Source organism: Candidatus Nitrospira allomarina, from assembly GCF_032050975.1.
Lineage (GTDB): Bacteria > Nitrospirota > Nitrospiria > Nitrospirales > UBA8639 > Nitrospira_E > Nitrospira_E allomarina.
In genome coordinates this window covers 315,206-340,448 of sequence record NZ_CP116967.1, presented here as the reverse complement: position 1 = coordinate 340,448, position 25,243 = coordinate 315,206, and the positions used below count along the sequence as shown (strand labels likewise).

Genomic DNA, 25,243 nt, shown 5'->3' with positions numbered 1-25,243 from the left:
GTTGACCATCTTTCCATAAGGGAAAAGGATTATGGAGGATGTCAAACCTTTGGATGGTTGGGTGAACCGTGGTGTTTGCCTATTGCCCTACGTTTCTTATTGGGAGGGTATGTGGCATTTGGGAACTACGGGTCTGTTTTTCTCGCAGGGGATTGAACACGCGGTGGTGAACATGTTCGTCATTCCAGTCTGTATGTAATGGGAACCGAGGTCCGTATGTCCTACTGGAGCTTTTTGAACAAGAATCCGGTCACGCTGGGCAACCTGGTTGGCGGAATGTTCTTCACCGGTTTGGTAATGTATTGTGCACACGGTTTCCCCGCCATAGATCCTCAACAGGTGGGAGGCGTCAACCATGAATCTTTTTCTCTATCCGCTCAGCCAAGTGAAAGTGTCTGCCTGTGAGGCCAAAAAAGCCCAGGCAGGCTATGTTTCCCAAACGCCTGCGAGGCTGGCACTTTATTCTGTTCAACTTGACGCTCGGTCTCGCACACATTCTCGTGATGTTCAATGTCGGGTCCTATGTGGCCTTGTTGCCTCATGTGGCCGGCGATCTGGAAGGCGTGTTGCCGAGCTTCCTGACTTGGGCTCAGACGGATTTCATGATTGCCCTGGCGCTGGGCATTCCTATTGGCCGCACGCTGTCTGACCGGTACGGTAATAATCGTGTGTTCATTGTTGCCTTTCTTGTGTATGCCGTGGCTTCGTATATTGGCGCCAGCAGTATGACTCATTGGGAGTTTCTGAATGCCCGCATAATTCAGGGATTTGCTGGCGGCCTCACGGTTTTTCTCTCACAAGACATGCTGCTCAGAGAGTACCCGGACCGGCTCAAGTCCATGGGGTTAGCCATCTGGGGTTTGTTTACCATTACGCCGTTTACCATTGGACTTCCTGTTGGCGGGTGGATCGCGGATGATCTCGGGTGGCGTTATCTGTTTTATCTGGATGTCGCCCTTTCCCTGGTCGTCGTCGGTTTCATGGGATCGTTGTTGTATGGTCGGGGATTCCATCGACAGCGTACCCGATTCGACTTCGTGGGATTTTTTCTGTTGGCCGTCATTTTGGGGGGCATTCAGACTCTTCTGAACATGGGTAACGATTTTGACTGGCTTGACTCGCCATTCCTCCGTGGCGTCCTGATTGTCGTCATTGTGGCATTGCCCTGTTTTATCATCTGGGAGCTCGGCGAACGTCACCCGATGCTGGATCTACGGTTGTTCGCCGACCGAAATTTTACCATCGGGGTGATCTGTATGGTGGCCGGATTCTTCTCGATCCAGGGATTGATCACGCTTCTGATCGTTCAGCTTCAACTGTTGTTGGGCTATTCGTCCTTGCTGGCCGGGATTGCGCTCCTCCCCATGGTATTGTTGGCGGCTCCAATGATTGCGGTGATGCACGAGCTCTCCAAGCGGGTCGAGGCTCGCATGCTCGCGAGCCTCAATTTTCTCGGGTTTGCTGTGACTCTGTACTGGATAGGCCATTACGACGATCCTCAGTCCTTTGATCAGATTTTCTGGCCCATGCTGCTTGAAGGTCTTTTTCTTGGCTCATTTTTTACACCGCTGACTGTGCTCACCATTCATCGATTGTCCGGCGTTCAGATGTTTCGGGCGGCAGAGGCGGTCAATCTGTTGCGTATCGCCGCGGGTGCATTCGGGATTACCTATCAAACGATTGTGCTCTTTCGACGGACCCCCTTCCATCAGCTTCATTTGGCAAACCATTTTGGGGGAAGACAGTTTGCGTCCTTCGACGTGCTGGGAAGATTCTCTTCCAACCTGAATGGCGCCGGGCTCGATGCTGCCATGGTGAAGGGCAAGCTCTTGGCCCTTGTCAGACAATATGCGGGAATTCTGGCCATGAGCGATGCGTTTCTGCTTGCCAGCTATATGTTTCTCGGATTGGCCGCGCTCGTCTGGTTGGCTTATCCTACCCAACTACCCTTGCATCCAAGCCAAGAAGAAGAGTTGCTGGAGATGCGGGCCGAAGCACTTCTCGAGGAGCCGCTATGAATCATCCCCTCGCATTGAAATGGCAATGGTTTCTTGCGTTCGGTCTGTGTAGCCTGCTCCTTTGTGCCGGTTGTGCCTGGATTCCTCCAGGCGAAGGCCCTGCCGAATTCTTAAAATCGAATTCCATGGACGAGACACTTTCCCATGCGACCCATCACGAACCGGAGGCTCCAATCCCGCAATGGCCGGAAGATCGTTGGTGGCAAGAGTTTGGGAGTCCGGAGCTCGACGAGTTGATCGACACAGGTCTCAAGAATAACCCCGGTCTCAAGGTCGCCTATGCCCGTCTCCACGAGGCGCATGCCCTGGTCCGCGTCGAAGGCGCGAGGTTGCTGCCGTTTCTGGAGGCAGATGCCGAATTGACCGCAGAGCGGATTTCCGAGCATGGCGTGTTTGCCGCCCTCAATCCTGAAGTGGCCGGGATTGATATTGCGTTAGGCCTGATCAACCCGTTGAGCTTTCGCTGGGAATTGGATTTCTGGGGGAAGAATCGCGCCATGATGGAATCCGCGATGAGCAGGGAATTGGCCCATCATGCGGAATGGGCAGAGGTGCGGTTGCGGTTGACCACTGCGATCGCGCGGTCTTATTTCCGCAGGGTCGCGTTGCGCCAACAGCTTGAGGTGGTCGAGGCCATGGTGGAACTTCGACGCGATCTCCTGAATCTGGCGAATATCCGGTTTCGGTCGGGTCTGGATGATGCCAATTCGATCATGCGGGCCACTGCGGAATTAGAGGCCGCGAATAAACGCGAAGCCGGTACTCGGGAGCAGTTGGACTTTCAACAATATTTGCTGGTCAGACTGAGCGGTCATGGGCCTGATTGGGGAGAGCATGTGTTCACCGATAAGGTGATGATGCCCCGCCGAATTCCCTTACCGCCGGAGCTGCCGATCGGGCTGTTGGCGCATCGCCCGGATCTCGCCGCTGCCAAATATCGAGCCGAGGCTGCAGCCAAGATGATCAAGGTGGCGAAAACTCGATTTCTCCCAACTATCGATTTGAATGGTTTCGTGGGGTTCAGGGCCCTGACTCTAGCGAGCGGGGCTGGAGATTTGGGCAATCTTCTGTTTTCATCGTCCAGCCTCGCTTACGGGGGGGGACCTGGCCTGCGGCTTCCCTGGTTCGAAGGGGGTCGTCTTCGCGGGGAGCTGGAGGCGCAACGGAGAGAATACGACGCGGCAGTGGAACTCTATAACGACACGTTGCTGGAGGCCATGCGGGAAGTTGCCGACAGTCTGAGTGTCTGGCACGAGACTCGCTCGATGCTGGAGGCACACCGTCGTCTGCTGAGGTCGGTGAGTGTCGATCGGCACCTTGTTGAAGTCCGCTTTCGCACCGGTCTAGACGATCGCCGTGAGGTGTTACAACAGCATCATGCGGTATTGGATCAGGAATTCGCCTTGAAGGCTCTGGAAGCTGACCAACTTGTGTCGATGGTGGGTTTGATTGAAGCCCTGGGTGGCGGGTACCCCGTCGTTCGAGAAACCTCTCAAACAACGGAATGAAATCATGGACGCCCCTACGATTAAAATTCGCCCCAAGGAGATTCGTCGCCAACGCAACCGTCGGCTGTCGCTGGTTGGGGTGATTCTCGTTGCGGCGGTATTGGCCTACAGCGGCTACTGGTGGTACTACGCCCGTTTCTGGGTATGGACCGATAATGCCTTTATTGCCGGCAACCTCGTCACGTTGGAGGCACAGGCAACGGGTATTATCACTCAGGTCCTTGTCGAGGAAACGCAGTATGTAGAAAAAGGAGATCTCCTCATTCGTCTTGATGAACACCAGGCCCATGCCAAATTGGGCCGGACGCGGGGTTTACTGGGAGGGGAGGTGCGAAGAATCGCATCATTGTTTGCCCAGAGGCGGCGGATCCAGCAAAAATTTACCAGCAAGATGGCTCGACTCGACTTAGTACGCCACGATGTGGCCCGCTTCCGTGAGGCGCTTCCAAGTGGGGCCATATCTGAACAAATCCTCGAAAATGCCCTTGATAAAATGCGAGCACTTCAAGCCGAGGTCATGGAAATCCGTGAGGAATACCAATCCATCACCGCGGAGGTTGGGGGTGTGAATATTAGGCATCATCCGGCTGTAGAAGCCGCTAAGCATGAATTCATCACCGCCTATCTTGAGTACATACGACAGCGCATTCGGGCGCCGGCTTCTGGCCATGTGGCCAAGCGAAAGGCCCAGGTCGGAGACCAGGTTCACCCGGGTGTTCCACTGATGACGATCGTGCCTCTAGATCATCTGTGGGTGGAAGTGAATTTGCGGGAAACCGAAATGCAGCAGGTCCGTCCAGGGCAGTCGGCATTGATAAATGTGGATGTATACGGAAAGCACCACACATACCATGGGACCGTCGAAGGGCTGGTGCCCGGCACTGGCAGTGTATTCGCCTTGTTGCCTCCTGAAAATGCGGCCGGCAATTTCATTCATATCGTAGAGCGGGTGCCTGTGCGGGTCGCTTTTTTGAAAGAAGAGATCCTGGAGCATCCCGTCCGTCCGGGATTGTCGACCAAAACCTATATCGATGTGAGCGAGCCGGGACGCCCTCTGGGAGATTCATTGGCAGAGACTTCCACTCAGGAATATGAGACGAACATCTATGCCGATGAACTTATCGATGCAGAGTCCCTGGCCCAAGAAATCATCAGGGAGAACCTTGTTTTGAAACGCGATCGGCTTGAACCGGCATAGGGGGTAGAGTCGTGCCGGTTCAGAAGTCCTCTGTAGCGGGAGGCAGCCAACTTGGGGGTGGAAGGCAAAAGCATTCTCCCTTCGGTCCACAATCTTTCCTGTAATATGTTGAGGAAGGTTTAAGTACCCTCTTTCCACTACTTGCATATTGAAGGCTTTTGTTCTGTTCTTCCCGTCCAACCGCATGAGCCCGGTCCTCCTTTTGAAAATCCTTTCTTCATTCTTAAGAAATCCTCAATCAAGCCTGCTCGTTAATCCTTGAGCATTGCAGTAAAAGTGTCTCCCACGAAAAGCGGTGGTGGAATCGTGGTGTACGGCAGCGATATTTCGCGGCATTCAAGCGGATTGATTTTAATTTGCCAAAAGAGGCCACCAAAATAAGGCCAATTTGTGGATATGTGGATGAAGCGTTTGGCGGCTCACTATTTGCTTATCGGAAAGGAACGAAAAAGTATTGTCATGAATCAAAGAGGGAATGCATTAGAGAAGAGATGTTATGCCCATAGAAGGGATTCATATCCCCGGAGACGTTAATAGCTTCAAGGGTCATGATCGATTTTTTATGAGGAGGGTATGTTGTATGTTGTCAGGGAAGAAGGTGTATGGCGCATTGACAGGCGTTGTCGCGTGTATAGGGATGGTGCTCATGATGAGTACCATGGGACATGCGGGAGAGGAGATTCAGGAGGAAAGGGATTCCCATGCTGGTCATAACGTGGCGGCCGCGTCAGGAAAGACGAATAATTGGGTAGAGAGGTTGAAAGGGCAGACGATTGTGGAGGACTCGATGGAGGGGAATCCTGATCGTGCGCTGAACGTGGATCGGCAGCATGAACGGTTAATGTCGAAAATGGGACATCAAATGCAGGCCGATTTGAAGTTGATGGAGGGGAGTGGGGCTTATGACACCGCCACGATGCTCCATCAATACGGAGCCGGCCCGGCAGACTATCTCCTGGCTTCGGACAATGAAATTGAACCCGTCTCGGGTCAGCCTGGAGTGTGCCCGGCTGGTGTGCCCGAAAAGCACTACGATATTTCGGCCATTGACGTGGAAATCACGTTGAATAGATGGCTCGACTACTATGTCGGCTACATGTATGTCCTCACAGAAAATCTCGAGAAGGTGAGGGAGGAAGAGGCGGCTAATGCAGCGGCCCGTGAGAAGGAAGGGTATGACCCCGGCGCAGTTGAGACCGGTTTGCAGAATAACTGGATTCAGCCATTGGTGATCAGGGGCAATCAGGGTGATTGCGTGAGGTTCACTCTCCGCAATCAGTTGATAACCGGAGAAGCGGTGAGTCTGCAGATCGGTGGATCAAGTATGATGGTGAGCACAACGGGCCAACCGGCGACAACCACGAACCCCGATGCGATCGCGATGGAAGGCCAAAGCATCGACATGGAGTGGTACATTCCACCGACGATGCAGGAAGGCGGACGGCAGTTTCATAGTTACAGCAATGATCGTGAGTTGACGGTGATGGGCCTGATGGGCACTTTTGTGGTGGAGCCAAAAGGGTCGACATATCTGGATCCTCTTGGCTCAGGGGAGCCGACACCGATGACCAGTGGTTGGCAGGCGATCATCAAAAACGGCACCGGCCCGGATTTTCGCGAGTTCGTCCTCATTTACCATGAAGTCGGCGATGAAGCCTTTCGTCCGGTCAATAAGCATGGTGACTTTATTCCGCAGCGGGATCCAGTCACCGATGTGTACCGGCCCGTCGCGCGGGCGTTGAACTACCGAAGCGAACCCTTTGGTGTGGACAACATGCAAACGCAGCATGAGTATTTCGGATTCGAGGACGAGTCAATGGCCTACAGCGCCTATACCTTCGGTGATCCGGCCACCACTGTGCCGCGCAGTTATTTGGGCGATCCGGCGAAGTTCCGGCTGGTGCATGGGGGATCGGAGGTTTTCCATTCCCATCATCCCCATGGCGGGTCTATTCGCTGGCCCAGGAGTCCCCGTGCGATCGACGAAATGCCCCTGTGGCACACCGCAAAAAACGGACCGGTGAAGTATCCCGTCGTCCGAACAAAGACGGACCGTGTCGACGTGGAGGTGATCGGGCCGTCCGAGGCCCTTGACCTGGAAACGGAATGTGGATCGGGACTCTGCCAGCAATTGGCTGGGGATTTTTTGTTTCATTGCCACGTGGCGCATCACTACATCGCCGGTATGTGGGGCTATTGGCGGGTTTACAATACCATCCAAGCAGGGAGAAGTCCACAACGATACGATGCCGGACCTTCGCGAATTGCCGGACCGCAAGGGACGGATCAAGGCCGGTGTCACGTCGGACCAGCTGATCGACAAGAAAGTTGATTGGTTCGGCAAAGAGTTTAAAATTATCGAGAAAGGCACTACGGATTGGAAAGCCAATCCGGCTGTCGTCACGGTAAAGGACTGGGTGGAGATGCAGTTGCCGCCTCAAGGCAAGCCCGGTCATAAAGATGATGAGAGAGAACAGATCCTCTCCTATGATGCGACGGTGTTGGACTGGATTTGGAACGGAAATCGGGCGATGACTGAACGGGAAAACACGATCCCCAATCCACGATACCAATCTCCGGCTCCCGGAGAACGCTTGCCGATTCTGTTCGAGCCCACCACCGGCAAGATCGCATGGCCACACTTGAGGCCGCATTTCGGAAAACGGGTTCCATTCTCTCAAAATCACAATCCTTCTCCTTGGCTCGAAATGATCCATTTAGATGATGATGGTCAGATGAGCTCCTATCCGGCAAAGCCTGGCGAAAACGGACGGTGGAGTCTGTGTCCAGCCAATGCCGGCTCAAAAAAGTTTAACGTGCATTTCATTAAGACCCCCATGATGGTCGCAGACAAACAAGGGGACGAACCGGCAATCATCGACCCGGACGGGACGATTTATGTTCTTCATGAAGAGGAGGAAGAGGTTCGAAAAAATAATGATAAAAGACATCCGTTGGTCGTGAGGTCTAACGTGTACGACTGTGTTGACTGGATGCTGACAAGCGAATGGGTTGATGACGACAATTTCAACATGCATGCGTCGAAGATCAACACCCATTGGCATTTTATGCAGTTTGACAACCAATCGTCGGATGGTGTGATTACCGGCTTTTCGTATGAGCAATCGGTGCGGCCGTTTACGATGATGGAGAAGACGACTGACAAGGGCCTGCCACTACCGATGAATACGGTTTTTACGAAATCGGGCAAAAAGGGTGATATGACCATTACGGTAAAAAATGCCGCGCAGTATCACCCGAAGAACGAGATTTTGATCGGTGCCGATAACGTGAAAGGCAACGAGATCGGGCGCATTAAAGCCATAGATGGGAATCAAATAATTCTGTATCGGCCGTTAGAGCATGATCATCCGGTGGATGACATCGTCACCGTGGAATTCGTAAGGCAACGATTCTGGGCGGATGCGGATGTGGGCACCGTGTTCTGGCATGACCATGCGGTCGGCCGTGTAACTTGGGGACACGGAGGGTTCGGGACGATGATTGTTGAACCCTGGGGCTCAACCTATCACGATCCCAAAACCGGCGAACCAATCCGCAGTGGACCGGTCGCGGATATCCATACGGTTGAACCGGTAGGGTATGGAGTGAACGGGAGCTTCCGTGAACTGATGGTGCAGTTAAACGACAGTGTGCCGCATTCCGTCAACATCGTCACTGCAGGTAATCCTCCGGGCCAGCCGATTGAGGTCGCGCTGGAAGCGGGAAAGACGATCTCATTTCCCATGCCTGAACATATTCCCATGACACCGATGCCGTTCCTCAACGGGGGAACGCACACCACCGGTGGCAGTTTTAACTTCCGTGCTGAACCGATCGCGGCTAGACTCAAGGCCAATCCGGATTTCTCGAACATCTTCAATAGCCAAGTTCATGGGGATCCCTATACGCCAATGGTCAGGGCGTATCTCGGTGATACGGTCGTGTTCCGGCTGTTGGAGACCATGACAAACGAATCAATGGTGTGGACATTGTCGGGGCATACCTTTCTGACCGAACGGTATGCCGGTGATGCCAACCGTAAAAATTCCATCCATATTGGAATCGCAGAGCGATACGATCTCGTGGTTCCGCAGGCAGGCGGGCCTCGACTCCAGCCTGGTGACTACATCCATTTTAATGGACGTTCTTCCAAGTTCTCGGAAGGAGCCTGGGGTATTCTGCGGGTATTGGATAAGGAGGTGCCGGATCTTCAAAAGCTGCCGGCCGGGTATTCCGGTCGAAATGAAATTCCAAAGCCTGGTCCGGTCTGTCCTGCCGAAGCACCGGTCAAATCATTTAATGTTGTGGCGATGGATTTTCCTTCCATGAATTTCAACACGAAGGCACCCGAAGCCGTAGAGGTCGATTTCGAACGGAACATTCTGCTCCAGAATCCGGAGGGAAAAATATATGTGCTCGAAGAAGATGTCGCAAAGACGGCTAGTGGAATTCAACCGATGCCGCTGACTCTGAGAGGCAATGTTGGCGACTGTCTCAAGATTCACCTGACGAATCAAATGAGGGAGAGTCGCGCCTCGTTTTCCGCGCTTTCCCTCGCCTTCGATCCTAAGGATTCGTTGGGAGCCAACGTCGGGCAGAATCCAGGTGATCAAACGGTTGCGCCTGGAGAGAGCCGGACGTACACCTACTATGCCGATCCGTTTTTAGGTGAGATTGCCTCGTTGGTCTGGGACTGGGGCAATGTCATGCACAATCCACGGAACGGGCTTTACGGCGCGATCATTATCGGGCCGAAGGGGGCGACGTATCGGGATCCTAAAACAGGTGAGGATATATCGAATAAGAACAGTTGGATTGCCGACGTGATCGTGGACCGGACGGTAACTGGATACGAAGACCGACCAAATTATCGGGATGCGGCCTTGTTCTTTCAGGACGAGGACAACATCATCGGTACGAGCTTTATGCCTTACGTGCAGAACGTGGCCGGTTTGATCGGTGTAAACTATCGCGCGGAACCCTATCTATTCCGGGAAGAGCAGGGGTGTACGTTGGACAGGATATTCCAACCTTGCTCAGAGGAAAACCCGGATGACCCCGTCACGCCGATCATCGAGGCCCATGCCGGTGACCCCGTTCGCATCCATGTTTTCGGTGCCAGCAGTGAGCAGAACGGGATGTTCAGTGTGGAGAGTCATGAATGGCCCATCGAACCATTCATGCGAGGAGCAGATCAAATCAACGTCGTGGAGTTTTCGGGGTCAGAAGCGTTGGATGCCTTCATTCCAGCCGCAGGCGGACCTTATCAACGTACCGGAGATTACGTTTGGAGCAATCAGCGGTTGCCCTATTCCCAATCAGGGCAATGGGGATACTTCCGTGTGCTGCCGGGCGATGATCAACGGATTCTGCCATTGGATGGTGGGGCACGGGTCGTTAAAGAAGCCAAGTTGCCCCCCTTGGAAATAACCCAGGTTAAACCCGTCGGGCTGAAATGAACCGGCATGACTTTTAGTTGACGGGTTTAGGAGCGGGGAAGCTGATGTTGGGCTTCCCCGTGCTGGTCACATCAGATTGTGACTTGATTTTGATGAACGCAAGGAACCAGTCCTTAAACACTCTATGGATAAGGAATGGTAGCGGAGGACTGAATGAGAAGTAAGGTGATGAAAATTATCGGGGTGGTTTTAGGTATTTTGGGAGCCTGGATTATCCCGGTATGGGCCTATGAAGAAAGCAAGGTTGAACAGGGAGGTTCGATTCGTGGGCAGGTGATTTTGGCTGGCGGGATACCTAAATCCATGGCATTTAATTTGGTCACAATACCGGATCCGGTATTTTGTGGGCGAATTTCTACTGGAACAGGATGGCGTATTGTTGAAGATTTTATTCTTGGACCTCAGGGCTCGTTGATGGACGCTATCGTGATGCTCAGGGGTATTGAAAAAGGAAAAGCCTTTGAGTTGCCAAAGGTGACAATCGAAGCGAAGGATTGTGATTTTCTCCCATTTGTCAATGTGTTGAAGGATCAGGATGAACTGACGGTCATTAATATGGATCCGGTGGAGCATGATATTCAAGGATATGAGACGGCCCGTGATCGAGGAGCCCGGGTTTTGTTCAACCGTCCTCTCCCAATGAATCCCTTTCATAAGGTATTAGATTTGTTGAATAGCCATAATCATTTACCCGGCAAACCTATGGTCGAAAAAATTCATTTGCAGAAGGACCGGAATATTTTTGTGATGCAATGCGGTTTTCATCCCTATATGTTTTCCTGGGGAGTCGTGGTAGACAATCCCTATTATTCGATAACGAGCGAGGATGGCCGGTTTGAGATAACCGACATCCCGCCAGGGACCTATTCGTTAACGGTCTGGCATGCAGGTATGAAAAAATACTTAGAACGTAAGGTGACAATCAAACCAAATGGTACAATTTCTGTGATTTTTGAATATCAATCCCCCGTGGGTCGCCGCAGCGTTCATGAAATTCAAGAAAACCCCCATTTTGGACTGGGACTATTAGGGGAAGAAGTCATCATTCCTTCACTTCGTCTTCAACATCCCTCATAACAAACACCATGAAGAGGTCATTATATAGGTTCACGGGATACTTCTGTTTCTGAGAGTGGGAATCTTTTGAGCTGAGTCATTTCTTTATTCGCGCTGATTTCTTCTTCCAAATCCGGAATTCTCAGAACGGAATCTGATTGCAATAGGTAAAGTACCGATTGAACCATATCCCTTTGGCCTTAGTTGGGTTTTTACCCTCACGCTAGAAACTTATAGGTTATTCTTATTGGCATGATTCATTTGCTTTTTTAGCCCCCTCGTTTCTCAAAGATGTTCCTGCCATTAAATTTCGCATACCCCATTTTGTTCTTCAGTCCTACATTATTTTTTAATACACCAAACTGAAGTCATATTTTGTGCCGAGTCCCGCAGAAGCGTTTCGATGGGCAAGTACGCAGGCAGATGAGATCTGCTTGGAACGGTTGGGTTGTCAGAATTCCAATTTGAGATAGATGAACTTTCCATGTTTTTTTTGCAATAAAAAGGACGACTGAAAAGCATGTGCAAAAATCCCGGCCATTGAAATTTCGATGCTTCGCGAGCATTCCGCGATATTTTTCGTGGCCGGCTTAGTTTTTCATAACCAGCAGCAACTTCAATTAACCTCTCGTTTTCAATGAGTTAAGAAAAATTTGGTAAGAACAATTGTTTGGACTAAAGATTGCTATTCAAGAGTGAGGATGAATGTGGTGACACTGGAGATCAGTGTTCGTTCATTATTGGTTGAATCGGGATGGTAAGAAAGGAGGTGCAAGCAGGTCTGGGTTGAAGTCCAATTACGGAAATCTTTAATTAATTATGGCTATCCGTAATGAGTTTTTTTAAAAAAAAGGAGGTCTTTTAATGTTTCTTTCTAGACGTCAATTCTTGAAAGTTTCTGCGGGGACTGTGGCGGCAGTCGCACTTGCCGATAAGGCGCTGGCCCTAACCGCCCTGCAGCCAGTCATTGAAGTGGGTAACCCCCTTGGTGAATATCCTGACCGTTCATGGGAGCGGGTCTACCACGATCAATATCGCTATGACAGTTCGTTTACCTGGTGCTGTTCCCCCAACGATACCCATGCCTGCCGCATTCGTGCCTTTGTGCGGAACGGGGTCGTGATGCGTGTTGAGCAAAATTATGACCATCAAACATATGAAGATCTCTACGGCAACCGTGGGACGTTTGCGCACAACCCCCGTATGTGCTTGAAGGGGTTTACGATGCATCGTCGGGTGTATGGTCCATACCGTTTAAAGGGGCCCTTGATGCGTCGAGGGTGGAAGCAATGGATGGATGACGGAAGCCCGGAGTTCACTCCTGCTATTCAGACGAAATACAAGTTTAATGCGCGGTATTTGGACGACATGTTGCGGGTGTCCTGGGATACGGCGTTTACCTATTTGGCTAAGGCTATGATCATCATCGCCAACCGGTATAGCGGAGAATATGGGGCGCGCAAACTGCGTGAGCAAGGCTATCCACCGGAGATGATTGAAATGATGAAAGGCTCTGGAGTCCGGTCATTTAAATTCCGGGCCGGTATGCCTGTTTTGGGTATCATTGGGAAAATGGGCATCACCCGGATGAATGGCGGCTGCGGGGCTTTATTGGATTCCTACGTCAGAAAAGTTGGGCCTGAAAATGCTCAAGGAGGACGATACTGGAATAACTATACCTGGCACGGCGACCAGGATCCTTCCCAGCCCTGGTGGAATGGGACTCAAAATTGCGATATCGATTTGAGTGATATGCGGTTCTGTAAATTCAATACCAGTTGGGGTAAAAACTTCGTCGAAAACAAGATGCCAGAAGCCCACTGGAAGCTTGAGTCTATTGAGCGAGGTGCGCGAATTGCTGTCATTACTCCGGAATACAATCCGACGGCATATCGAGCCGACTACTGGATTCCCATTCGTCCCGAGTCAGATGGGTCCTTCTTTTTAGGGGCCTGCAAAATGATCGTGGATGAGGGTTTGTTCGATGCTGATTTCGTGCGAGCTAACACCGATATGCCGCTGCTGGTTCGTACCGATACCCTTCAGTATTTAGATCCGCGTGATGTGATTAAAGATTACCAGTTCCCTGATTTTACCAATACCTATTCGGGTAAAGTGCAGACCCTGAAACCGGCGGAAATCGCCAGGTTAGGGGGAATCATGGTTTGGGATCTGAATAAAAATCAAGCGGTACCCATTCATCGTGAATTGGTGGGTTGGCATTTCAAGAAGAGTGGCATTGATCCGGCGTTGACGGGGACTCATCGGGTTCGGTTGCTTACCGGCCGGGAAGTGGACGTGATGCCGATTTTCCAAATGTATCAAGTCCATCTGCAAGACTATGATTTGGATACTGTCCATCAAATCTGTCGGTCGCCGAAAGATCTGATCGTTCGGTGGGCGCGAGATATGGGTACGGTCAAACCGGCCGCCATTCATAACGGAGAAGGTGTGTGCCATTACTTCCACATGACCCAAAACGGTCGTGCGGCGGCATTGACGCTCATTTATTCCGGAAATATGGGTAAATTCGGAAGCGGTTGCCATACCTGGTCTGGAAATTACAAAGCGGGTACGTGGGCGGCTACGCCCTGGTCAGGATCCGGTCTTGCTGTGCATACCGGAGAGGATCCGTTCAAGATCACGACGGACCCCAATGCTCATGGAAAAGAAATAAAAACCAGAAGTTACTACTATGGCGAAGAAGTCGGATATTGGAACCACGGTGATACGGCCTTGATTGTGAATACGCCCAAGTATGGCCGACGGGTGTTTACCGGAAAGACACATATGCCGACGCCGAGCAAATTCCGGTGGGTGGCCAACGTGAATGTGTTGAATAATTCGAAGCACCATTATGACATGGTCAAGAACGTGGATCCGCATAATGAATGTCTCGTGCATCAAGAAGTGGAAATGACCTCGGATGTCAACCATTTTGATGTGTCGTTTGCCGTGAATACCTGGATGGAGTTTACCTATCCTGAGCATACGGCGACGGTGTCGAATCCATGGTTCCAAGTATGGAAAGGCGGTATCCGGCCGTTGTATGACACGCGGAACGATTTGGATACGGTGGCGGGCGTCGCGGCCAAACTCACCGAAATGACGGGGGATGGCCGGTTCCGCGATTACTTCAAATTTGTGTATGACAATCGCGTGGACGTGTACCTCCAACGATTGTTGGATGCCGGTAACTGTTCCTATGGGTATAACGCGGACACGATGTTGAAATCGGAAAAGGGCTGGATGGTGATGACCAGGACCTATCCTCGACATCCATTCTGGGAAGAGACCAACGAATCGAAACCGATGTGGACCCGCAGCGGACGCGTGGAGACCTACCGAGTGGAGCCGGAAGCCATTGAGTATGGGGAAAACTTCATTGTTCATCGTGAAGGGCCAGAGGCCACTCCTTACTTGCCGAATGCGATCATGTCATCCAATCCGTATATCCGGCCGGATGACTATGGTGTGCCGATCACGGCGCAACATCATGACGACAAAACCGTCCGCAACATCAAGTTGCCATGGGCGGAAATTAAACGATACGCCAATCCGCTTTGGGAGAAGGGGTATCAGTTCTATTGCGTGACGCCGAAGACCCGGCATCGGGTGCATAGCCAATGGTCGGTGAATGACTGGGTGCAGATGTATGAGTCCAACTTTGGCGATGCCTATCGGATGGATAAGCGGACACCGGGGGTGGGTGAACATCAAATCCATATCAACCCATCAGCGGCCAAAGATCGCGGCATCAACGACGGGGACTATGTCTACGTGGATGGGAACCCGGTGGACCGGCCGTATCGTGGCTGGAAGCCCAGCGACCCCTATTACAAGGTGGCACGGTTGATGATCCGGGCGAAGTATAACCCGGCCTTCCCGTACCATGTCACGATGGCCAAACATGCGCCATTCGTGTCGACGGCGAAGTCGGTGAAGGGGCATGAAACGCGGCCGGACGGACGGGCGATTGCACTGGATACCGGCTATCAATCGAACTTCCGGTATGGAGCGCAGCAGTCCTTTACCCGCAGTTGGCTGATGCCGATGCATCAAACCGACTCGTTGCCGGGCAAACATCCAGTTGCCTGGAAATTTAAATGGGGTTTTGCGATTGATCATCATGCGGTCAATACGACGCCAAAGGAATGTCTCATCCGGATCACGAAAGCGGAGGATGGTGGCATTGGCGGACGGGGGCCGTGGGAACCGGTCCGGACCGGGTTTACGCCAGGTCAGGAAAATGAGTTCATGATCAAATGGCTGAAGGGTGATCATATTAAGATCAAAGTGTAGGTGAGTTGGAGGCTGGGGGTTTTTTTTCTTGATTGCCGTCTAGAAAGAAACATTGCGAATACCTCCCCCAGCCTCCTTCTACTTACGTGGCGAATCTTACGGTGATTATCCTTTGGAGGATGCTATGACAGTTGAGATCGATGTAAATCACAACCAATTACCAGGACCTGTCGGTGAGCAAACCCTATGTATTTGTGGTGGATGATGATGAGGTGATTCGCTCAAACATTGCGAAAAAACTTTCTCGGTTGGAATGCACGGTACGTGCCTTTGATTCGGGAGAGGCCTTGATGGAATTTTTAAGAGATAATAGGGATGAACCTGATGTGATCTTGGTGGATTATAAAATGGGTGGGATGAATGGGGTGGAAACCGTGCGGGCAGTGAGAAAAGTTTCATCCACTCCTACCGTAATTTTTACGGCGTATGAAGGCCTGGTGGACTTGCAGGCCGTGAAACAACTAGGGCGCTGCGAAGTCTTGCTCAAAACGATAGATCTGAGTGTGTTAGGTTCTATCGTGAATGAAGCGATGGCTGTAAGAAAAATGCGACAGTTAAATTGGGTTGATACCGGGGGGTTGCCAACCTGATGGTTGGCCGATGCTGCCTGGGCAGCCCCGAAATTTTCACTGAAACGGAGGACGACAATGCCTGAAGTGTATAACTGGCAGTTAGGACGAAAGATGCTGTATCCGTATGAGGAGCGGCATCCGAAATGGCAGTTTGCGTTTGTCTTTAACATCAACCGGTGTTTGGCGTGCCAAACCTGCTCGATGGCGGACAAGTCGACGTGGCTGTTCAGCAAAGGGCAGGAATACATGTGGTGGAACAACGTGGAAACGAAGCCGTACGGGGGCTATCCGCAGTTCTACGATGTGAAGATCACGCAGTTGATTGAGCAGGTCAATCCGGGCGGGCAGGTGTGGAACGTGCGGGTGGGCCGCAAACACCATGCGCCATATGGGGTGTTTGAAGGAATGACGATCTTTGATGCGGGCGCCAAGATCGGGCAGGCCGCCATTGGCTATATCCCGACCGACCAGGAATGGCGGTTTGTGAATATCTATGAAGATACGGCGACCTCGATGCGGGCGATCGTGGAAGGGGTGGATAAGACGGGGTTCACGAAAGAAGAGCCGTGGAAAATGCAAGGCAGCAGCTTGCCGGAGCATGAGACGTACTTCTTCTATCTGCAACGCATCTGTAACCACTGTACGTATCCGGGGTGTCTGGCGGCGTGTCCGCGGAAGGCCATCTACAAGCGGCCGGAAGACGGGATTGTGTTGATCGACCAGAACCGGTGCCGGGGGTACAAGAAGTGTGTGGAGCAATGCCCGTTTAAAAAGCCGATGTACCGGGGGACGACGCGGGTGAGTGAGAAGTGTATTGCGTGCTATCCGCGGGTGGAAGGCAAAGACCCCTTAACGGGGGGCGAGCCGATGGAGACGCGGTGTATGGCGGCGTGCGTGGGCAAAATCCGGCTGCAAGGGTTGGTGAAGGTGGGCGATGACGGGCTCTGGGCGGAAGATCGCTGGAATCCGTTGTACTATGCCATCCGGGTGGAACAAGTGGCGTTGCCGTTGTATCCGCAATGGGGCACGGAACCCAACGGGTTTTACATCCCACCGCGGCAGGCGCCGCGGGGCTACATCCGGCAGATGTTCGGGCCGGGGGTAGATAATGCGATTGAGAAGTATCTGGTGCCGAGCCGGGAGTTGTTGGCGGTGCTGCAGTTGTGGCGGGCGAGCCAACAGATCATCTTCCGGTATGACGTGATTCCGGGGCCGAAAGTGTTTGAAACCCAAATCCATGGGCGGAAGTTTGAGATGTACAACGACACGGTGTTGGGGTTCAACAAATCGGGCAAGGAAGCGGTGCGGCAGCAAGTGGAAGAGCCGATTTACATCCGCCCGGCCGAGCGGGTGAACTGGCTGTAAGCAGGGAGCCCAGAGGGGAACCCGAAGAGCAGGGGGCGACATGCGTCGCCCCCTGCTTTTTTTTTGCGTATTTGCCTCATGGAATAGGTTTTTGGGAGAAAGGAAGGGTACTAATGAAAAGATTTTTCTCATTTTGGTTGAAATTCTGATTCTCGTTTATTGAACTTTTCTAGGGGGAGATGAGTTGGTATAGTTAGTTTGGTGAGTCAAAGAAGCTTGTGAAAGTAGTTTGCTGGGACATTATTAGCTGTATCTCGGTTGAGGAGGCGCAATGTCGCAATTGCCACAATTGCAGAAAGAACTGGAGTCGGCCAGGTTACGCACTGACAAATTATTTTCTTGTATGAGTGCCGAGGCAATGTATGAGCGTCCCATTCCTGAGCGAAACCGCTTAATTTTTTATTTGGGACATCTTGAGGCTTTTGACTGGAATCAGATTGGTCGGTGGACATTGGGCATGCCATCATTTCATGAATCATTTGATCAATTATTTGAAGCCGGTATTGATCCTTCTCTTGGAAGCTTTCCCGTTGACCAAGCCTCCGATTGGCCAACGGTCAATGAGGTGTACCAATACAATTCTCGTGCTCGGGAAGAAGTGGATCGCCTGTTGACATCTGTTCCAGAATGGATTGTTCATATGGCGGTTGAACATCGTCTAATGCATGCTGAAACCAATGCCTATTTACTGCACCATTTGGATTCGAAGTACAAGAATCCCCCATCCGATTTTTCTTCCGTCTCATCTTTTTCAATATCAGATGAAACGGTCAAGGATGAGATGATAGAAGTCCCGGAAGGGATTGCGACCTTGGGGATGAAGCCGGACGAGGGATTTGGCTGGGACAACGAATTCACCCAACATGAAGTGGGTGTTCCTGGGTTTTTAATCAGCCGGTATAAAGTGACGAACCAACAATATTTGCGATTTGTCCAGGATGGTGGGGAACCTTCGGCCTTTTGGGTCAAACGAGGGGATGCCTGGTATGTGCGAACAATGTTTCAAGAGATCCCTTTACCGAAATCTTGGCCGGTGTATGTGACGCATCGACAGGCGCAAGCGTATGCAAATTGGGTCGGGATGACTCTCCCGACCGAGGCACAATTTCATCGCGCAGCCTTTGGCACTCCGGCTGGTATTGAACGGCGCTTTTCCTGGGGTGATGAAGCGTCAATGTTTCAAAACATAAATGTTGATTCTCAATTTTGGGATCCCGTTCCGGTTACCAGCCAGTCTTATGAGCGCAATGGTTTTGGCGTGGCTCAAATGGTGGGGAACGGCTGGGAATGGACATCGACCCTTTTTCATCCTTTTCATGGTTTTTCACCCTTACCCACCTACCCTGGCTATTCGGCCAGATTTTTTGACCAGGATCATTATGTGGTGAAAGGTGGTGGTCCTCATACCCCAAGCCGGCTCTTGCGCCGGTCATTTCGAAATTGGTTTCGACAAAGTTACCCTTATGCGCATATTGGGTTTCGTTGTGTGCAATCCTAATGCATGACGCTGATCCCCCACCGTGTTGGGTTCTGAATTGAACCGTTCTATGCGACCAATACTACAAAGCGCAGGCTATTGGGGGCATGTCCTCCTTATCTTGATTCTCTGGGGGAATCCCGCCCACGCGACTGACAGGTTGGTGATTTTGCATTCGAGTGAACATCACGGGGTTGCGCTTCCGCTTGATCAAGCCGGGGAGACAAAAATTGGGGGGTTGGCCAGGCGAGGCACAATTGTCGAAGAAGTTCGGCGAGAAGGCAGGCCCGTTTTGTTGCTGGATTCCGGGGATATCCTTATTGGAACGGCTTTGTCTTCCTGGTTTCGCGGTGAACCGGATATTCTGGCCATGAATCTGATCCGCTATGACGCGATGGTGGCTGGAAATCATGATTTTGATTATGGAATAGACCATCTTCGCACATTGGTCGAGTTGGCCGATTTCCCAATTTTATGCACGAATCTTCAGTCTGAACGATCGCTCCTGCCTTGCCGCCGCTCGGTTGTCACTCGCCTGGGGAATGTGGTTGTCGGGGTCTTAGGTATTGTCGGGAAAAGTAATTTTCCTGGGACTTTTAACCGGGATGTGGCAAAGGAATTATCGTTGGTGGATCCGATTGACTCTCTTCAAGCGGAGGCCCTGCGTTTACGAATGGAAGGCAATGTTGATCTGATCATTGCCCTCACGCATCAGGATAGTGAAGAAGACTTAAAAATTCTGGAGACCGTTGAGGGGGTGGATGTGCTCATCGGTGGACATACCGAAGGGTTTGACGGCTTGTATGCTCCCGGGTTATTGGAGCCCGTTGAAACCATGACCCGACCCCGATCGGTGTATGTGAAAACCTATCGTCAGGGACGAACAATCGGGCGTTTAGATCTGACGATTTCAGACGGATCGGTGGTCCAGGCGCGTTCCTCTAATATTCCAGTGACGGTGGCGGTTCCAGTAGAGCCAAAGGTCCAACAACTTTTAAATGAATATCGACAGCGGTTTGCCTGGCATGCCACCCAGGTGTTGGGGGAGGCGTCGGTGCGGCTCCAGGGCGATCGACCGGTTATCAGGACCCAGGAAGCCAATCTAGGCAATTTGTTGGCCGATCAGATGCGAAACACGTTGGGCACGGATATCGCCTTGATTAATGCCGGACAGATCCGCCGAAGTGTGGAACCCGGTCCGGTAACACTTGGCGATGTGCTGTCGGTACTGCCCTTTGATTCCGCTCTTGTGACCCTCCATGTGACGGGAGCAATGCTTCGTGAGGTTTTAGAGCATAGTGTGAGCCAATGGCCGAATCATTCTGGCCGGTTCTTCCAGATTTCCGGTCTCCAGGTCACGTATCAAGGAAAGGCTCCTGTCGGGTCTCGTGTGAGCAGTATTATGGTTGGAGGTGTGCCGTTGGATATTTCCAAAACCTATACCGTGGCGACGGACGCATTTGTGGCTGACGGCGGGGATGGCTATGAGATGTTGACTCACGTCACACACCGAACGGATCATCAAATTCCCCTTAGGGATCTGTTGCTGAATGCCTTAGCTGAAGGTCCGCTCTATGCGAAGGCTGATCATCGTATGGTGTTCATGATTGGGTACGAAGAAAAATGACGTCCATGGCGCTCCTTGTCTTCGTTGAGCGGCTTCAGGTCAACACGTTCGAGCGCTTCGCCATGTAAGGACGCAGCTCATTGGCCGGTCGTATATTCCCCGCGTACTCTCCTTCTGTCTACATGATTGAGGCGTTGCCTCCTTCTTTTTCTTTTTACATGTCGCTTCGAAATCCATATTTGGATCAACAGTTAAAATATTCATGATTCATCAGTCATCTGCATACCTCCCGTCTTAGGAACTTTTCGTATATTCATGACTCTTCCTCAAGATGCTCGCGATTCACGAAGATGGTGGTCTGACTTGTTGGCTGTCTGGCGGGATACCAGGCAGATTGTTCTAACGGCTCAGATTGCTGCAATTTATGCGGCGATTCTTATTCCCTTTAAAGCCGGCATTCCGATTGTTCCTGGTTTTGTGGAATTACGCCCGGCGAATGCTATTCCCATAGTCGCATCGCTGTTGTTTGGTCCCGCCGCCGCCTGGGGTGCAGGTATTGGCAATGTCATCGGAGATTGTTTCGGCACCCTGGGGCCGGCAAGTTTCTTTGGATTATTAGGCAATTTTATTTTTGGGTATCTTCCGTACGTATTGTGGGGGCATTTGGGGTGGTTCTCCTCCGGGCATCCGCCTTTGGGAAAATCTTGGCGTCAGATGATGGAATATGGCGTGGTATGTGTGATTGCTTCAGCTGCTTGTGCCGGAATGATTGCGTGGGGAGTGGAGTGGTTGGGGTTGTTACCCTTCGTTATTCTCGCTCCAGCGATATTTCTTAATAATGTGGTAATGGGCTTGTTCCTCGGTCCTCCATTATTGGGTTTTCTCTATCCGAGGGTGCAACGGTGGCGATTACGTTATGAAGATATTCGAGAATCAGATTCTTCCCATTTTCATCCTTCCCAAACTCTGCGGTCATATGAATCGATGGCGAGCGAGAAGGCGAATGACCATCTCGACGACGCTATTGTGGACTGTCGTGGACTTTCCTTCCAATACGCCTCGGGTTCAGCGCCGGTTCTCCGGAATGTTTCCTTTTCTCTGGCTTCTGGGGAACTCGTCGTTCTGTTAGGCAGAAGTGGAAGTGGCAAATCCACATTATGCTATGCCTGTAATGGTCTCATTCCTCACATGATTCATGGGATTTTCTCCGGAACATTCCGGGTGAAGGGACGTGGAACTGTGGATGACCCCGTGTGGAAACAGGCCGGACGGGTCGGCATGGTGTTTCAGGATTTTGATACGCAACTTGTAGCGACGACCGTTGAGGGGGAACTGCTTCATCCATTGGAATACCGTGACCCCCTGCTTTCTTCGGACGAGGTCAGACGGCGGGTCGTCCATGCCCTCAGTCAAATCGGGTTGGGCGATTGTGCCCATCGTGATCCCATGAGAATGTCCGGTGGCCAGAGGCAGCGTCTGGTGATGGCTTCTGTGCTCGTGCAGGAGCCGGCGCTGTTGGTCTTAGATGAACCCGGTTCGGATTATGATCCGGCAGGGCGAGCACAATTGCGGGAGGTTTTACGAAATATTCGACAAGACGGGATTACTGTGCTTATGACGGAGCATGATGATGGCTATCTTTTGCAAGCAGATCGGGTTCTAGTTTTGGATCAGGAGCAAATCGTCTGGGAGGGAAAACCAGAAGCCTTGTTGCGACAGCCTCGGTTGATGCGGAATTATGGTCTTCGACCCTTCCCCCTGACAGAATGTTTTGAAGAATGGGGCGTGGAACACTCGCCTATTTCAGTCGAGGAGGCCTGGACCCAGGCTGAGGTATTAAATCTTCGTCTGTCTCCTCCGGCGGCGGTCTTGGATGACTCGATTCGTTTGGGTCATCTGCCGGAGAGAAAATCAACCATGGCTTTGCCCTTGATTCAGGTTGACAATATTTCTTTCCGGTATGAAGAACAGATGGTCCTGGATGAGGTGTCATTTACCATCCGTCCAGGAGACTTTCTGGCTTTGCTGGGTCAGAATGGATCCGGGAAAAGTACGCTTGCACGATTGCTCAATGGCCTCTTGATTCCGACACACGGCACCATTGTTGTGGACGGAATGGATACCCGCACCACATCGATGAATGAATTGGCGAGGCGAGTCGGATTAGTGTTTCAGAATCCTGATCATCAAATTTTCGCGGATACTGTCTGGGAAGAAGTTGCCTTCAGCGCGAAGAATATGGGTTGCACAAGCGATGAGATTGTCGATCGGGTGCAAGAATCGCTGGCTGCTGTGGGATTGCCATTTGAAGGAAGCCGAGACTTAGATCCGTTTTCCCTAAGAAAAGGAGAGCGACAGCGGATTGCGGTCGCATCCGTGTTGGCTACCAGACCGGCTGTGTTAATTGTGGATGAGCCGACGACAGGTCTTGATCCTGATGAAACTGACCGGATGATGGCGATGATTTGTCGATTGAACCAACAGGGGCATACGATTGTGATGATCACCCATTCGATGGGACTTGTTGCCGCCTATGCCAGGCGCTGTTTGTTAATTCACAACGGGAGAATTCTTGCTGATGGGACCCCCCGTGAAGTTTTTGCTGATCCGGGCTTGATCCAATCCGCATCATTAGAGATTCCGGCCATTTCTCGCTTTAGTCAACGATGGGGACAGACCTTGCTAACGGTGGAAGAAGTGAAGGCTTCTTGTAGACCAGATTTTCCATAAAACTTGTGGCCGATACTTTTCAGATAATAGAGAGCGTGTTTGGGGTGCGTGAGATTCCTAGGGCCTGGTAAATACAGATGATTGTTTCCTTGTATCTTTCCCGGAATTCGCGGATACACCGGTTAGACGGACGCACCAAAGTTCTGACGGTGCTTGGGGTGTTTGGGCTAGCTCTCTGTTTTTCGGATCCGTTCTACTTGCTGGTACTATTTGGATTCGTAATGAGCGGGTTAGCCTTGTCTGGCGCGTGGGCTAATGTGAGGAAAATGTGGATGCTGACGGTTCTCCTCTTTGTTTATAGCGTGGTGCTCTGGCCTTTCTTTGTCGAAGGTGTGACACCTGTACCCCTCTTGCATGCACTTGGAGTGACCTGGGAAGGCGTCATGGTTGGCTTAGGCATGGGCTTGCGATTGTTAATTATGCTCTGGGCTGGAATTTGGCTACTTTCGACGATGTCGGTTGAAGAACTCGCGCAGGCCTCTCAACAATTAGGGCTTCCTTCACGGGCAGGGTTTGTTTTTTCACTTGCGTTTCGGTGGGTGGGAATGCTGCTGGGAGCAGGGGCGGGCGTGGTTCAAGCGCAGCGCTCACGCGGATTAGATGTGTCGACGGGCGGAATTCTGCAACGCATTCGTAAGTATGTACCTCTGGTGATCCCATTGATTGGACATGCCCTTCGTCAAACAAATCTTCTGGCCATGTCTTTAGAATCCAAAGGGTTCCATCCCTTAGCGACACGGCATTTTTACTCTACGGGGAAATTGGGTATCCAAGACTACGCGGTCATGAGTGTGATGCTGATTTTGGTCGTGGTAGGCATCTGCTTGCGTTGGCAGGGCATTGGAACGCTTCATGTGAGATTTTAAGAATTCGAGATCTGCATCATTTCGCCGGGCGTATCCACTTGCTCTTCTCTTAGGCAAGAACAACAAAACGAGTCCTCTCATCCATTTTGAGATGCGGCAAAATTTGGCTGGAAAAGGTTGACCCTGGAAAGATTGGTTCCCCCAAAATATTTAGGGGACGATGCTTTTCTTAAGGAGAGGCTAAGTGATAGACCTGAGAAGGAATTAGGGAATCGGGTGTGAGGTGGTTAGGAACGGAAACCTCTAACTTACCATGGGGGTATGTCGGCAGGACGTTTCTTCTTCAGCAAGTGCGACAAACTTTGATATTTTTTTGATGCAACGACCACAGCACTGCCGTTTGTCATTAAGTTCGAGGGCGTCGGCAAGCTTTAGGGGACAAGTAACACCTGCCTGCCCAAGTTCACGGACATCCGATTCTTTGATACCTTTGCAGATACAGATGAACATAAAAAATCCGTTACTGAATGATTTTCCTTTCGAAAATGATAACCGTTATCATTATAAAAATATTTTACTCACCAACTGGGTTCATGTCAAGGTCTTGTATCCTGACATAAGGTATTGAAAGTTATAATGTTATTGCTATTTATGTGATATTGTTTTTCGTTTATCTCTATCGAATCAGTTGTTTTCTCCCACAAAAAAAGCTCAATTATTTGTATTGGTTATAGGAAATTTTACATGGAATGGGCCAGGTGCCTGATAGAAAAATCAGAAGGTATGGAAATCCGTATTTATATTCAGCCACGAGCGTCAAAAGCGGAGATTGTTGGGCTCCATGGGGAAGCCTTGAAGATTCGCATAGCGTCTCCGCCGGTAGATGGTCAGGCCAATGCGGAATTGTGTCGATTTTTGGCACGACTTTTTGGTATTCCGCGCCAATATGTGCAGCTGAAATCCGGATTTAGTTCAAGACAGAAGCGAATTTTTATTGAAGGGAAAACCTTATCCGATGTAGCAGCAGTCCTGACTGAAAGCCTATCCTTGAAAAATTCTGAACATCCATGAGTAATGGAGGATAAAAGAATCTGCAGAATGTTAGGTGAGTTTACAACACTTGAAGTCACTTTTATAATGCCCAGCCGTAGTTGTGGTTACAATGCGGTATGGGATTGTGCT

At 51.1% G+C, this 25,243-nt stretch carries 14 protein-coding genes; all 14 read left to right on the top strand.

Annotation, left to right across the window (positions count from 1 at the left end):
* Positions 1-428 precede the first annotated feature (428 nt).
* Positions 429-2,018, top strand: a complete 1,590-nt coding sequence (locus PP769_RS01450; protein WP_312644301.1) for a DHA2 family efflux MFS transporter permease subunit — start codon at positions 429-431, stop codon at positions 2,016-2,018.
* Positions 2,015-3,526, top strand: coding sequence for an efflux transporter outer membrane subunit (locus PP769_RS01445; RefSeq protein WP_312644299.1), 1,512 nt, complete (start codon positions 2,015-2,017; stop codon positions 3,524-3,526). The genes PP769_RS01450 and PP769_RS01445 overlap by 4 nt, the downstream gene beginning before the upstream one ends.
* Positions 3,527-3,530: 4 nt before the next feature.
* Positions 3,531-4,724, top strand: a complete 1,194-nt coding sequence (locus PP769_RS01440; RefSeq protein ID WP_312644293.1) for an HlyD family secretion protein — start codon at positions 3,531-3,533, stop codon at positions 4,722-4,724.
* Between the two features lie 580 nt (positions 4,725-5,304).
* Positions 5,305-7,056 carry a hypothetical protein gene (locus tag PP769_RS01435; protein WP_312644290.1) on the top strand — a complete coding sequence of 584 codons (1,752 nt, stop codon included), beginning with the start codon at positions 5,305-5,307 and terminating at the stop codon, positions 7,054-7,056.
* Entirely contained in the window at positions 6,971-10,186 is a 3,216-nt protein-coding gene (locus PP769_RS01430) for a cupredoxin domain-containing protein (protein ID WP_312644288.1), read from the top strand. The genes PP769_RS01435 and PP769_RS01430 overlap by 86 nt, the downstream gene beginning before the upstream one ends.
* 153 nt (positions 10,187-10,339) lie before the next feature.
* Positions 10,340-11,263: a carboxypeptidase-like regulatory domain-containing protein gene (locus PP769_RS01425; RefSeq protein ID WP_312644286.1), complete on the top strand. Its 924-nt coding sequence runs from the start codon at positions 10,340-10,342 to the stop codon at positions 11,261-11,263.
* 843 nt (positions 11,264-12,106) lie between these two features.
* Positions 12,107-15,544: a molybdopterin-dependent oxidoreductase gene (locus PP769_RS01420; protein WP_312644284.1), complete on the top strand. Its 3,438-nt coding sequence runs from the start codon at positions 12,107-12,109 to the stop codon at positions 15,542-15,544.
* 173 nt (positions 15,545-15,717) lie between these two features.
* Positions 15,718-16,134 (top strand): response regulator, encoded by a 417-nt coding sequence (locus tag PP769_RS01415; RefSeq protein WP_312644282.1) that lies wholly within the window; start codon positions 15,718-15,720, stop codon positions 16,132-16,134.
* Between the two features lie 57 nt (positions 16,135-16,191).
* The gene (locus PP769_RS01410) at positions 16,192-17,481 is read left to right on the top strand and encodes a 4Fe-4S dicluster domain-containing protein (protein WP_312644280.1); all 1,290 of its coding nucleotides are present in this window, start codon (positions 16,192-16,194) and stop codon (positions 17,479-17,481) included.
* 271 nt (positions 17,482-17,752) lie between these two features.
* Positions 17,753-18,979, top strand: coding sequence for an SUMF1/EgtB/PvdO family nonheme iron enzyme (locus tag PP769_RS01405; protein ID WP_312644275.1), 1,227 nt, complete (start codon positions 17,753-17,755; stop codon positions 18,977-18,979).
* Between the two features lie 49 nt (positions 18,980-19,028).
* Positions 19,029-20,585: a bifunctional metallophosphatase/5'-nucleotidase gene (locus PP769_RS01400; RefSeq protein ID WP_312644271.1), complete on the top strand. Its 1,557-nt coding sequence runs from the start codon at positions 19,029-19,031 to the stop codon at positions 20,583-20,585.
* Positions 20,586-20,840: 255 nt separating this feature from the next.
* Positions 20,841-23,255, top strand: coding sequence for an energy-coupling factor transporter ATPase (locus PP769_RS01395; protein ID WP_312644268.1), 2,415 nt, complete (start codon positions 20,841-20,843; stop codon positions 23,253-23,255).
* 77 nt (positions 23,256-23,332) lie between these two features.
* Positions 23,333-24,121: an energy-coupling factor transporter transmembrane component T family protein gene (locus PP769_RS01390; protein WP_312644266.1), complete on the top strand. Its 789-nt coding sequence runs from the start codon at positions 23,333-23,335 to the stop codon at positions 24,119-24,121.
* Positions 24,122-24,805: 684 nt separating this feature from the next.
* Positions 24,806-25,132 carry a DUF167 domain-containing protein gene (locus PP769_RS01385; RefSeq protein WP_312644264.1) on the top strand — a complete coding sequence of 109 codons (327 nt, stop codon included), beginning with the start codon at positions 24,806-24,808 and terminating at the stop codon, positions 25,130-25,132.
* The last annotated feature ends 111 nt before the right edge of the window (positions 25,133-25,243 follow it).

What these genes read in the sequence shown, in the direction of transcription:
- PP769_RS01390 (WP_312644266.1), top strand. Translation starts at nt 23,333, where the DNA reads ATGATTGTTTCCTTGTATCTTTCCCGGAATTCGCGGATACACCGGTTA.
- PP769_RS01440 (WP_312644293.1), top strand. Translation starts at nt 3,531, where the DNA reads ATGGACGCCCCTACGATTAAAATTCGCCCCAAGGAGATTCGTCGCCAA.
- PP769_RS01445 (WP_312644299.1), top strand. Translation starts at nt 2,015, where the DNA reads ATGAATCATCCCCTCGCATTGAAATGGCAATGGTTTCTTGCGTTCGGT.
- PP769_RS01420 (WP_312644284.1), top strand. Translation starts at nt 12,107, where the DNA reads ATGTTTCTTTCTAGACGTCAATTCTTGAAAGTTTCTGCGGGGACTGTG.
- PP769_RS01425 (WP_312644286.1), top strand. Translation starts at nt 10,340, where the DNA reads ATGAGAAGTAAGGTGATGAAAATTATCGGGGTGGTTTTAGGTATTTTG.
- PP769_RS01395 (WP_312644268.1), top strand. Translation starts at nt 20,841, where the DNA reads ATGACTCTTCCTCAAGATGCTCGCGATTCACGAAGATGGTGGTCTGAC.
- PP769_RS01400 (WP_312644271.1), top strand. Translation starts at nt 19,029, where the DNA reads ATGCGACCAATACTACAAAGCGCAGGCTATTGGGGGCATGTCCTCCTT.
- PP769_RS01405 (WP_312644275.1), top strand. Translation starts at nt 17,753, where the DNA reads ATGTCGCAATTGCCACAATTGCAGAAAGAACTGGAGTCGGCCAGGTTA.
- PP769_RS01430 (WP_312644288.1), top strand. Translation starts at nt 6,971, where the DNA reads ATGCCGGACCTTCGCGAATTGCCGGACCGCAAGGGACGGATCAAGGCC.
- PP769_RS01435 (WP_312644290.1), top strand. Translation starts at nt 5,305, where the DNA reads ATGTTGTCAGGGAAGAAGGTGTATGGCGCATTGACAGGCGTTGTCGCG.
- PP769_RS01410 (WP_312644280.1), top strand. Translation starts at nt 16,192, where the DNA reads ATGCCTGAAGTGTATAACTGGCAGTTAGGACGAAAGATGCTGTATCCG.
- PP769_RS01385 (WP_312644264.1), top strand. Translation starts at nt 24,806, where the DNA reads ATGGAATGGGCCAGGTGCCTGATAGAAAAATCAGAAGGTATGGAAATC.
- PP769_RS01450 (WP_312644301.1), top strand. Translation starts at nt 429, where the DNA reads ATGTTTCCCAAACGCCTGCGAGGCTGGCACTTTATTCTGTTCAACTTG.